12 protein-coding genes are annotated in these 11,246 nt (G+C 70.6%); 11 read left to right on the top strand and 1 reads right to left on the bottom strand.

Annotation, left to right across the window (positions count from 1 at the left end; all coding sequences use genetic code 11):
- Positions 1-10 precede the first annotated feature (10 nt).
- The 5 genes from priA (at position 11) to NF20_RS08310 (ending at position 3,901) form a co-directional block, all read left to right on the top strand.
- The gene (gene priA, locus NF20_RS08330) at positions 11-742 is read left to right on the top strand and encodes a bifunctional 1-(5-phosphoribosyl)-5-((5-phosphoribosylamino)methylideneamino)imidazole-4-carboxamide isomerase/phosphoribosylanthranilate isomerase PriA (protein ID WP_019733572.1); all 732 of its coding nucleotides are present in this window, start codon (positions 11-13) and stop codon (positions 740-742) included.
- Between the two features lie 6 nt (positions 743-748).
- The gene (locus NF20_RS08325) at positions 749-1,549 is read left to right on the top strand and encodes an inositol monophosphatase family protein (protein WP_033711482.1); all 801 of its coding nucleotides are present in this window, start codon (positions 749-751) and stop codon (positions 1,547-1,549) included.
- 1 nt (position 1,550) lies between these two features.
- A complete protein-coding gene (hisF, locus tag NF20_RS08320; RefSeq protein WP_003876211.1) occupies positions 1,551-2,348 on the top strand; it encodes an imidazole glycerol phosphate synthase subunit HisF in 798 nt (265 codons plus the stop codon).
- Positions 2,345-2,692: a phosphoribosyl-AMP cyclohydrolase gene (gene hisI / locus NF20_RS08315; protein ID WP_033711483.1), complete on the top strand. Its 348-nt coding sequence runs from the start codon at positions 2,345-2,347 to the stop codon at positions 2,690-2,692. Before hisF ends, hisI begins: the two co-directional genes overlap by 4 nt.
- A 102-nt stretch (positions 2,693-2,794) precedes the next feature.
- A complete protein-coding gene (locus tag NF20_RS08310; protein WP_033711484.1) occupies positions 2,795-3,901 on the top strand; it encodes a calcium:proton antiporter in 1,107 nt (368 codons plus the stop codon).
- A gap of 3 nt (positions 3,902-3,904) precedes the next feature.
- Here the strand turns inward: NF20_RS08310 and NF20_RS08305 are convergent, their stop codons facing one another.
- Positions 3,905-4,363 carry a peroxiredoxin gene (locus NF20_RS08305; protein ID WP_003876214.1) on the bottom strand — a complete coding sequence of 153 codons (459 nt, stop codon included), beginning with the start codon at positions 4,361-4,363 and terminating at the stop codon, positions 3,905-3,907.
- A gap of 149 nt (positions 4,364-4,512) precedes the next feature.
- Here NF20_RS08305 and NF20_RS08300 point away from each other — a divergent pair, with 149 nt between their 5' ends.
- The 6 genes from NF20_RS08300 (at position 4,513) to NF20_RS08275 (ending at position 11,170) form a co-directional block, all read left to right on the top strand.
- A complete protein-coding gene (locus NF20_RS08300) occupies positions 4,513-6,045 on the top strand; it encodes an anthranilate synthase component I (RefSeq protein ID WP_011725308.1) in 1,533 nt (510 codons plus the stop codon).
- The gene (locus NF20_RS08295; protein ID WP_050593689.1) at positions 6,042-6,722 is read left to right on the top strand and encodes a TIGR02234 family membrane protein; all 681 of its coding nucleotides are present in this window, start codon (positions 6,042-6,044) and stop codon (positions 6,720-6,722) included. Before NF20_RS08300 ends, NF20_RS08295 begins: the two co-directional genes overlap by 4 nt.
- Before the next feature lie 113 nt (positions 6,723-6,835).
- The gene (trpC, locus tag NF20_RS08290; RefSeq protein ID WP_003877736.1) at positions 6,836-7,654 is read left to right on the top strand and encodes an indole-3-glycerol phosphate synthase TrpC; all 819 of its coding nucleotides are present in this window, start codon (positions 6,836-6,838) and stop codon (positions 7,652-7,654) included.
- A gap of 71 nt (positions 7,655-7,725) precedes the next feature.
- The gene (gene trpB / locus NF20_RS08285) at positions 7,726-8,997 is read left to right on the top strand and encodes a tryptophan synthase subunit beta (protein WP_033717252.1); all 1,272 of its coding nucleotides are present in this window, start codon (positions 7,726-7,728) and stop codon (positions 8,995-8,997) included.
- A complete protein-coding gene (gene trpA / locus NF20_RS08280) occupies positions 8,994-9,809 on the top strand; it encodes a tryptophan synthase subunit alpha (RefSeq protein ID WP_033711485.1) in 816 nt (271 codons plus the stop codon). The genes trpB and trpA overlap by 4 nt, the downstream gene beginning before the upstream one ends.
- Positions 9,806-11,170 carry a prolipoprotein diacylglyceryl transferase gene (locus NF20_RS08275; protein ID WP_033711486.1) on the top strand — a complete coding sequence of 455 codons (1,365 nt, stop codon included), beginning with the start codon at positions 9,806-9,808 and terminating at the stop codon, positions 11,168-11,170. Before trpA ends, NF20_RS08275 begins: the two co-directional genes overlap by 4 nt.
- Positions 11,171-11,246 lie beyond the last annotated feature (76 nt).

The following is an 11,246-nucleotide window of genomic DNA, read 5'->3' as shown; positions in this document are numbered from 1 at the left end:
AGGAGGGAATGTGTTGATCTTGTTGCCCGCGGTCGACGTGGTCGACGGCCGCGCCGTGCGTTTGGTACAGGGCAAGGCGGGCAGTGAAACCGAATACGGCTCGGCGCTGGACGCCGCGCTGGGCTGGCAGCGCGACGGCGCGGAATGGATCCATCTGGTGGACCTGGACGCGGCGTTCGGACGCGGGTCCAACCGCGAGCTGCTCGCCGAGGTGGTCGGGAAGCTGGACGTGCAGGTGGAGCTGTCCGGCGGGATTCGCGACGACGATTCGCTGGCCGCGGCGCTGGCCACCGGCTGCGCCCGGGTGAACCTGGGCACCGCGGCGCTGGAGAACCCGCAGTGGTGCGCCCGGGCGATCGGCGAGCACGGCGACAAGGTCGCCGTCGGGCTGGACGTCCAGATCCTCGACGGGCAGCACCGGCTGCGCGGCCGCGGCTGGGAAACCGATGGTGGCGACCTGTGGGAGGTGCTGGAACGCCTTGAGCGGCAAGGCTGTTCGCGGTACGTGGTTACTGACGTCACCAAGGACGGCACGCTGGGCGGCCCGAACCTGGACCTGCTGGGCGCGGTGGCCGACCGCACCGACGCCCCGGTGATCGCCTCCGGCGGGGTGTCCAGCCTGGACGACCTGCGTGCCATCGCCACGCTCACCGGCCGCGGGGTCGAGGGCGCCATCGTCGGCAAGGCCCTCTACGCCGGGCGATTCACCCTGCCCCAGGCGCTGGCCGCGGTCGCGGAGTAACGCCGCATGGACCTGGACGCGTTGGTGGCGCGGGCGTCGGCGATCCTCGACGACGCCTCGAAGCCCTTCCTCGCCGGTCATCGTGCCGACTCCGCGGTCCGCAAGAAGGGCAACGACTTTGCCACCGACGTCGACCTCGCCATCGAGCGGCAGGTGGTCGCCGCGCTGGTGGAGGCCACCGGTATCGGGGTGCACGGCGAGGAGTTCGGCGGTTCGGCCGTCGACTCGGAATGGGTGTGGGTGCTCGACCCGGTGGACGGCACGTTCAACTACGCGGCCGGGTCCCCGATGGCCGGGATCCTGCTGGCCCTGCTGCACCACGGCGACCCGGTGGCCGGGCTGACCTGGTTGCCGTTCCTCGACCAGCGCTACACCGCGGTGACCGGCGGCCCGCTGCGCAAGAACGGAAACCCGCGTCCGCCACTGACTTCCATCGACCTGGCCGACGCCCTGGTCGGGGCCGGATCGTTCAGCGCGGACGCCCGCGGCCGGTTCCCGGGGCGCTACCGGATGGCGGTGCTGGAAAACCTCAGCCGGGTCTCGTCCCGGTTGCGCATGCACGGCTCCACCGGCCTGGATCTGGCCTATGTCGCCGACGGGATATTGGGCGCGGCGGTCAGTTTCGGCGGGCACGTGTGGGACCACGCCGCCGGGGTGGCGCTGGTGCGGGCCGCCGGCGGCGTGGTGACCGACCTGGCCGGGCGGCCGTGGACCCCGGCCTCGGATTCGGCGCTGGCCGCCGGACCCGGCGCGCACGCCGAGATCCTGGACATCCTGGGCAATATCGGCCGACCGGAGGACTACTGAGATGAGCCCGAACTCCACCGGCCTGGCGGTACGCGTGATCCCCTGCCTGGACGTCGACGACGGGCGGGTGGTCAAGGGCGTCAACTTCGAAAACCTTAGGGACGCAGGCGATCCCGTCGAACTTGCGGCTGTCTACGACGCCGAGGGCGCTGACGAGCTCACCTTCCTCGACGTGACCGCGTCGTCGTCGGGCCGCGCCACCATGCTGGACGTGGTGCGCCGCACCGCCGAACAGGTCTTCATTCCGCTCACCGTCGGCGGCGGGGTGCGCACGGTGGCCGACGTCGACGTGCTGCTGCGGGCCGGAGCCGACAAGGTCTCCGTCAACACCGCCGCGATCGCGCGCCCCGAGCTGCTCGAGGAGATGGCGCGGCAGTTCGGCTCCCAGTGCATCGTGTTGTCCGTGGACGCCCGCACGGTGCCGCCGGGCGCGGTGCCCACCCCGTCGGGCTGGGAGGTCACCACCCACGGCGGGCGACGTGGCACCGGCATCGATGCCGTCGAATGGGCTTCCCGCGGAGCCGATCTGGGCGTGGGGGAGATCCTGCTGAACTCGATGGACGCCGACGGCACCAAGGCCGGGTTCGACCTGGAGATGCTGCAGGCGGTGCGGTCCGCGGTCACCGTGCCGGTGATCGCCAGCGGCGGCGCCGGGGCGGCCGAACACTTCGCGCCCGCGATCGAGGCCGGGGCCGACGCGGTGTTGGCGGCCAGCGTTTTCCACTTCCGGGAGCTGACCATCGGACAGGTCAAGGCCGCCATGGCCGAGGCGGGCATACCGGTGAGGATGGTGCGATGACGCTCGACCCGCAGATCGCCGCTCGGCTGAAGCGCAACGCCGACGGCCTAGTCACGGCGGTGGTGCAGGAGCGCGGCAGCAAGGACGTGCTGATGGTCGCCTGGATGGACGACGCGGCATTGGCCCGCACGCTGGAAACCCGTGAGGCAACCTATTATTCGCGCTCACGCGGCCAGCAGTGGGTCAAGGGGGAGACGTCGGGGCACACCCAGTACGTCCACTCGGTGCGGCTGGACTGCGACGGCGACACCGTGTTGTTGACCGTCGATCAGGTCGGCGGCGCCTGCCACACCGGCGACCACAGCTGCTTCGACACCGACGTGCTGCTGCACCCGCAGGACTAGGGCGGGGTCAGGCCGGCGGCAGGTCGAGCCCGGCGCCTGACCAGCGTGTCGGGAGTCACTTCCGGGGGCGTCGGCGCATCACTTGGACGAGAATGGCACGCAATGTCGAAATGGTTGTCCCGGAACGTGTTGTCCTGGACCGTGGTGGTGCCGGTGCTCGCCGTCGTCGTGCTGGCATTGATCTGGGGCGAGCGACTGGGGCCGGTGCTGGTCGCGCTGGCCGCGCTGTTCCTGATCGGCGGGGTGGTGGCCGCGGTGCATCACGCCGAGGTGGTCGCGCACCGGATCGGCGAGCCGTTCGGGTCGCTGGTGCTCGCGGCCGCGGTGACCATCATCGAAGTGGCGCTGATCGTCGAGCTGATGGCGTCCGGCGGCAACGAGACGGCGACCCTGGCCCGGGACACGGCGTTCGCCGCGCTGATGATCACCACCAACGGCATCGCCGGGCTGTCGCTGCTGCTCGGGTCGCGCCGCTACGGCGTCACGTTGTTCAACGCCGAGGGCAGCGGCGCCGCGCTGGCCACGCTGACCACCCTGGCGACGCTGAGCCTGGTGCTGCCGGCGTTCACCACCACCCAGGTGGGCAAGGAGTTCTCGCCCGGCCAGCTCACCTTCGCCGCGGTCGCCTCGCTGCTGGTCTACCTGCTGTTCGTGTTCACCCAGACGGTGCGACACCGCGACTTCTTCCTGCCGATCGCGCAGAAGGGGCAGAAGAGCCTGTTCGAGGACGAGAGCCACGCGGATCCGCCCAGCACCCGCGAGGCGCTGGTCAGCCTGGTGCTGCTGCTGTGTGCGCTGGTGGCGGTGGTGGGGCTGGCCGAGGAGGAGTCACCGGCCGTCGAGCGGGCGGTCACCGCGGTGGGCTTCCCGCAGACGTTCGTGGGTGTGATCATCGCGGCGCTGGTGCTGCTGCCCGAGACCCTGGCGGCCGTGCGGGCCGCCCGCCAGGGCCGCATCCAGATCAGCCTGAACCTGGCCTACGGCTCGGCGATGGCCAGCATCGGGCTCACCATCCCGGCGATCGCGCTGGCCTCGATCTGGCTGAAGGGTCCGCTGGTGCTCGGGCTGGGCGCCATCCAGCTGGTGTTGCTGGCCCTGACCGTGGTGATCAGCGTGCTGACCGTCGTGCCCGGTCGGGCCACCCGGCTGCAGGGCGAGGTGCATCTGGTGCTGCTGGCCGCCTACGTCTTCCTGGCGGTCAGCCCGTGACGGTCAGGCCCGGGCGCGCAGCGTGGCCAGCGCCTTGTCGGCGTGGGTGTCCATGTTGAACTCGCTGGAGATCACGTCGAGCACGGTGCGGTCGGTGTCGATGACGAATGTGGTGCGCTTGACCGGCAGCAGTTTGCTCAGCAGTCCGCGCTTGACGCCGAACTGGGCGGCCACCGCGCCGTCGGTATCCGACAGCAGCGGATAGTCGAACTTCTGCAGGTCGGCGAACTTGGCCTGCTTGTCCACCGGGTCGGCGCTGATGCCCACCCGGTTGGCGCCGACGGCGGCGAACTCGGCGGCCAGGTCGCGGAAGTGACACGCCTCCTTGGTGCACCCGGGCGTCATCGCCGCCGGGTAGAAGAACAGGACGACGGGCCCCGCGGCGAGCAGGTCGCTGAGCTTGCGCGGCGTTCCCGTCTGGTCGGGCAGTTCGAAGTCCGCGACGGTGTCACCAGGTTTCATGGGCGACACGCTACGCGCGCCGCCGCCGGTCGTAACGCCACGGCGGAAAATGGGCCGCGAATTCGCCGTGGCGTTACATCCGCGGGCGGGCCGAGCCACCGGGCCGCGGGCGGGCCGAGCCACCGGGCCGCGTCTGGGAGGATGGGTCGGTGCACGCCCACCTCGCCGCGACGACCTCACGAGAGGATTTCCGCCAGCTGGCGGCCGAGCACCGCGTGGTCCCGGTGACCCGCAAGGTGCTGGCCGACAGCGAGACGCCGCTGTCGGCCTACCGCAAACTCGCCGCCAACCGCCCGGGCACCTTCCTGCTGGAGTCGGCCGAGCACGGCCGGTCCTGGTCGCGGTGGTCGTTCATCGGCGCCGGGTCGCCGTCGGCGCTGACCGTGCGCGACGGGGAAGCCGGCTGGCTGGGGGTGGTGCCGCAGGACGCACCGACCGGCGGCGATCCGCTGCAGGCGCTGCGCGCCACCCTGGACCTGCTGGCCACCGGGCCGCTGAGCGGGCTGCCGCCGTTGTCGGGCGGCATGGTCGGCTTCTTCGCCTACGACCTGGTGCGGCGCCTGGAGCGGCTGCCCGAGCTGGCCGTCGACGACCTGGGCCTGCCGGACATGCTGCTGCTGCTGGCCACCGATCTGGCGGCCGTCGACCACCACGAGGGCACCATCACGCTGATCGCCAACGCGGTGAACTGGAACGGGACCGACGAACGGGTCGACGAGGCCTACGACGACGCCGTCGCCCGGCTGGACGTGATGACCGCCGCGCTGGGCCAGCCGCTGGCCTCCACCGTGGCCACCTTCGAGCGGCCCGAGCCGCGCTACCGCGCGCAGCGCAGCGTCGAGGAGTACGGCAAGATCGTCGACTACCTCGTCGAGCAGATCGCCGCCGGTGAGGCGTTTCAGGTGGTGCCCTCGCAGCGGTTCGAAATGGACACCGACGTCGACCCGATCGACGTGTACCGGATGTTGCGGGTCACCAACCCCAGCCCCTACATGTATCTGCTGCATGTACCGAATGATGCTGGGGGAACGGACTTTTCGATCGTCGGGTCCAGCCCGGAGGCTCTGGTCACGGTGGCCGACGGCGTCGCGACCACCCACCCGATCGCCGGGACCCGGTGGCGCGGGCAGACCGACGAAGAGGACCAGCTGCTGGAAAAGGAGCTGCTGGCCGACGAGAAGGAACGCGCCGAGCATCTGATGCTGGTCGATCTGGGCCGCAACGATCTGGGCCGGGTGTGCGCGCCGGGCACCGTCCGGGTCGACGACTACAGCCACATCGAGCGCTACAGCCACGTCATGCATCTGGTCTCGACGGTGACCGGCGTGCTCGACGCGGGCAGGACCGCCCTGGACGCGGTGACGGCCTGCTTCCCGGCCGGCACCCTATCGGGTGCGCCGAAGGTGCGGGCGATGGAGCTGATCGAAGAGGTGGAGAAGACGCGCCGCGGCCTCTACGGCGGCGTGGTCGGCTACCTGGACTTCGCCGGCAACGCGGACTTCGCCATCGCCATCCGCACCGCGCTGATGCGCGGCGGCACCGCCTACGTGCAATCCGGTGGCGGGGTGGTGGCGGACTCCAACGGCCCCTACGAATACACCGAGGCCACCAACAAGGCGCGCGCGGTGCTCGGCGCGATCGCGGCCGCCGAGACGCTGACCGAACCGGGTGCGCGGCGATGACCGAGGCCCGCGCGCGGAGGCTGGACGGCCGCTGGTTGATCCGGATCGCCCAGCTGCTGCTGGTGATCGCGGCCGTGGGGTTGTGGGTGGCCGCGCGCCTGCCGTGGGTGGTGATCCGCTCGTTCGACGGGCTGGGGCCGCCCAAGGCGGTGACCCTGTCCGGCGGGACGTGGTCGACGGCGTTGCTGCCGCTGGCGTTGCTGCTGCTGGCCGCCGCGGTCGCCGCGATCGCGGTGCGCGGGTGGCTGCTGCGCGCGCTGGCCGGCCTGCTGGCGGTGGCCAGCCTGGCGGTCGGCTACCTGGGCGTCAGCCTGTGGGCGGTGCCCGACGTCGCGATGCGTGGCACCGAGCTGGCGCACCTGTCGGTGATGTCGCTGGTCGGCAGCGAGCGGCGGTACCTGGGCGCCGGGATCACGGTGGCCGTCGCCGCGCTCACGCTGATCGCCGCCGTGCTGCTGATGCGTTCCGCGTCGGACCCGAAGTCGGCCCGGTCGAGCGCAATGAAGTACGCGACACCGGCGACGCGCCGCTCGATTACGCGACGTAACGCGGCCGACGGAGCGATGCTGGAGCAGCCGGAGACGCCGGAAATGTCGGAGCGGATGATCTGGGACGCCCTTGACGAGGGGCGCGACCCGACCGATCGACCCAGTGGGTCCGACACCGAGGGTCGGTGACGGGACGCGAGCCGCGGGCCGCTACCCTTCATTGACGTCGTCGCAATCGGCTGGGGAACAACGAAGTGGCCGTGGGATGACGGCGGGCGACAGGGCGAAGGGAAACGACAGGCATGAGTCCGGCTACCGTGCTTGACTCCATCCTCGAAGGAGTCCGGGCCGACGTTGCCGCGCGCGAAGCCCTGATCAGCCTGTCGGAGATCAAAGCCGCCGCGGCCGCCGCGCCACCGCCACTCGACGTGATGGCCGCGTTGCGCGAGCCCGGAATCGGCGTCATCGCCGAAGTCAAGCGCGCCAGCCCGTCGGCGGGTTCCCTGGCGACCATCGCCGATCCGGCCAAACTGGCCCGCGCCTACGAAGACGGCGGCGCCCGCATCATCAGCGTGTTGACCGAGGAGCGGCGTTTTCACGGCTCGCTCGACGACCTGGACGCGGTCCGGGCCGCGGTCTCCATCCCGGTGCTGCGCAAAGACTTTGTGGTGCAGCCGTATCAGATCCACGAGGCGCGTGCGCACGGCGCCGACATGCTGCTGCTCATCGTGGCCGCGCTGGAGCAGTCGGCGCTGGTGTCGATGCTGGACCGCACCGAATCGCTGGGCATGACCGCGCTCGTCGAGGTGCACACCGAGGAAGAAGCCGACCGGGCGCTGCGGGCCGGCGCCAAGGTGATCGGCGTCAACGCCCGCGATCTGGCGACGCTGGAGGTGGACCGGGATTGCTTCGCCCGCATCGCTCCCGGCTTGCCCAGCAACGTGATCCGGATCGCCGAGTCCGGCGTGCGCGGCACCGGCGACCTGCTGGCGTATGCCGGCGCGGGCGCCGACGCCGTCCTGGTGGGCGAGGGCCTGGTGAAAAGCGGTGACCCGCGCGCCGCGGTCGCCGACCTGGTTACCGCGGGCACCCATCCGTCCTGTCCGAAACCGGCTCGCTAACCGCTCACGTCAGTGAAGAGCCGCCCCGCCGAAACGTTGAACCCGATGAGCCATCCCCGCGTAGAGCCCTGGTGACGGTGGACATCTCCCCCCGGACCCGTCCGGACCTTCCGCTTCCGAGCGCAGCGATCGCCGAACCCACCCGTCACGAACCCGACGCCGGTGGGCATTTCGGCGTGTACGGCGGCCGTTACGTCGCGGAGGCGCTGATGGCCGTCATCGAAGAGGTCACCACCGCCTACGAGAAGGAGCGCGTCAACCAGGACTTCCTGGACACGCTGGACTATCTGCAGGCGAACTACGCGGGGCGGCCGTCGCCGTTGTACGAGGCCGCGCGGCTGTCCGAGCAGGCCGGCGCGCGGATCTTCCTCAAGCGAGAAGACTTGAACCACACCGGTTCTCACAAGATCAACAACGTGCTCGGTCAGGCGTTGCTGGCCCAGCGGATGGGCAAGAAGCGGGTGATCGCCGAGACCGGGGCCGGCCAGCACGGCGTGGCCACCGCCACGGCCTGCGCCCTGCTGGGCCTGGAATGCGTGATCTACATGGGCGCGGTGGACACCGAGCGCCAGGCGCTCAACGTGGCGCGGATGCGCCTGCTGGGTGCGACGGTCGTCTCGGTGCAGAGCGGTTCGAAAACGCTCAAGGACGCCATCAACGAAGCCTTCCGGGACTGGGTCACCAACGCCGACAACACGTTCTACTGCTTCGGCACCGCGGCCGGGCCGCATCCCTTTCCGGCCATGGTCCGCGATTTCCAGCGCATCATCGGGCTGGAGGCCCGCGCCCAGATCCAGGCGCAGGCGGGCCGGCTGCCCGACGCGGTGGTGGCCTGCATCGGCGGCGGCTCCAACGCCATCGGGATCTTCCATCCGTTCATCGACGACCCCGGCGTGCGGCTGGTGGGATTCGAGGCGGCCGGTGACGGCGTCGAAACCGGAAGGCACGCCGCGACTTTCAGCGGCGGCTCGCCCGGGGCGTTCCAGGGGTCGTTCTCCTACCTGCTGCAGGACGAAGACGGGCAGACCATCGAATCCCATTCCATCTCAGCGGGTCTCGACTATCCCGGAGTCGGTCCAGAACATGCGTATCTGCGCGAGACCGGCCGTGCCGAATACCGTCCGATCACCGATGCCGAGGCGATGGACGCGTTTCGGGTGCTGTGCCGCACCGAGGGGATCATCCCGGCCATCGAGTCCGCGCACGCCGTGGCGGGTGCGCTGAAGTTGGGGCCCGAGCTGGGTCGCGGCGCGATCATCGTGGTGAACCTGTCCGGGCGCGGGGACAAGGACGTCGAGACGGCGGCAAAGTGGTTCGGGCTGTTGGGGTCCAGCGACCGATGACCGTCAAGCAGAGCCAGGCGAGCCGGCTGTCGCCGATCTTCGAGGCGTGCCGCGACGACGATCGGGCGGCGCTGATCGGTTACCTGCCCACCGGTTACCCGGACGTGCCGACCTCGGTGCAGGCGATGGTGGCGCTGGTCGAATCGGGTTGCGACATCGTCGAAGTCGGGGTGCCGTACTCGGATCCGGGGATGGACGGCCCGACCATCGCCCGGGCCACTGAGGCCGCGCTGCGCGGCGGCGTGCGGGTGCGCGACACACTGGCCGCGGTCGAGGCGATCAGCGCGGCGGGCGGGCGCGCGGTGGTGATGACCTACTGGAACCCGGTGCTGCGCTACGGGGTCGACGCGTTCGCCCGCGACCTGGCCGCGGCCGGCGGCTACGGCCTGATCACGCCCGACCTCATCCCCGACGAAGCCGGGCAGTGGCTGGCGGCCTCCGAGCGGCACGGGCTGGACCGGATCTTCCTGGTGGCGCCGTCGTCGACGCCGCAGCGGTTGGCGCTGACGGTCGAGGCGTCGCGCGGATTCGTCTATGCGGCTTCGACGATGGGCGTCACCGGGGCGCGCGACGCGGTGTCGCATGCCGCGCCGGAGCTGGTGAGCAGGGTCAGGGAGATCTCGGACATACCCGTCGGGGTCGGGCTCGGGGTGCGCTCGCGCGAGCAAGCCGCCCAGATCGGCGGCTACGCCGACGGTGTCATCGTCGGGTCGGCGCTGGTGTCGGCGCTGGGGGACGGAGGTTTGACCGCATTGCGTGCGCTGACTGAAGAACTCGCCGCCGGTGTTCGGCAGAGGGCGGCCGCCTCGTGACCAAGCTGCTCGCCTATTTCCCCAGCCCGCCGCAGGGCGTCTGGCATCTGGGACCGGTGCCGATCCGGGCCTACGCGTTGTTCATCATCGCAGGGATCGTGGCGGCGCTGCTGATCGGTGACCGCCGCTGGGAGGCGCGCGGCGGCGAACGCGGCGTCATCTATGACATCGCGTTGTGGACGGTGCCGTTCGGGTTGGTCGGTGGGCGGCTCTATCACCTGGCCACCGACTGGCGAACCTACTGGGGCCCCGGCGGCGCCGGATTCGGTGCGGCGGTGCGGATCTGGGACGGCGGCCTGGGCATTTGGGGCGCGGTGGCGCTCGGCGCGGTCGGCGCCTGGATCGGGTGCCGGCGACATGGGATTCCGCTGCCGGCGTTCGCGGACGCCTTGGCGCCGGGCATCATTCTGGCGCAGGCCATCGGCCGGCTCGGCAACTACTTCAATCAGGAGCTCTACGGCCGCGAAACCACCCTGCCCTGGGGCCTGGAGATCTTCTACCGGCGTGACCCGTCGGGATACATCGACCCGCATTCGCTGGACGGCGTCTCGACGGGCCAGGTCGCGCTGGTGGTGCAGCCGACGTTCCTGTACGAATTGCTGTGGAATCTTTTGATTTTCGTCGCGCTGCTGTACGCGGATCGACGGCTGACGCTGGGCCACGGCCGGCTGTTCGCGCTGTATGTGGCCGGCTACTGCGTGGGCCGCTTCTGTGTGGAGCTGTTGCGTGACGACACCGCCACCCACATCGCCGGCATCCGGATCAATTCGTTCACCTCGACGTTCGTGTTCATCGGGGCCGTGGTGTATCTGATGGCGGCGCCGAAGGGCCGCGAGGATCCGGAGAGCATGCGCGGCAACCAATACGTCGAGGAGGAACCCGCCGAGCCCGAGCCGGCGACGGTGGCGGCGACGACCGAGGCGGCGACCGAGGGTGTGGCGGCGCCGGCGGACGGCGCCGAAGCCGCCGGCGCCGACGCGACGGCGCAGCGGCCCGAAGAATCGGCGGAGCCGGACGTCGAGAAGCCGGAATCCGAAGAAACGGAAGCGGCCGAAGAGGCCGAAGAGCCGGAATCCGAAGAAACGGAAGCGGAAGCGGCCGAAGAGCCGGAATCCGAGGAAACGGAAGCGGCCGAAGAGGCGGGCGAGCCGGAAGCCGAGGAACCTGAAGCGCCAGAAGCTGAAGAGCCCGAAGAGCCGGAAACCGAAGAGCCCGAAGCGGATTCCGGCGAAGAGCCCGAAGAGGAATCCGGCGAAGCGCCCGAGCAACCCGTCGCCGAGGAACCCGAAACCGCCCCGCAGCAGCCGGAAACGAAACGGCGCTGGGGTGCGCGACTGCGCGACCGGCTCTCGGGCCGCTAGCGGCAGGCAATGACCCGGCGTCGATCTGGCATGCTGGGCAGGTGATGCCATCCCAGCCGCTCGCGCGCGGTGGCCG

The sequence above is a fragment of the Mycobacterium sp. MAC_080597_8934 genome, from assembly GCF_000523975.1.
Lineage (GTDB): Bacteria > Actinomycetota > Actinomycetes > Mycobacteriales > Mycobacteriaceae > Mycobacterium > Mycobacterium avium.
Note: the sequence above shows the minus strand (reverse complement) of the source record. Positions and strands in the feature narration are given on the sequence as shown.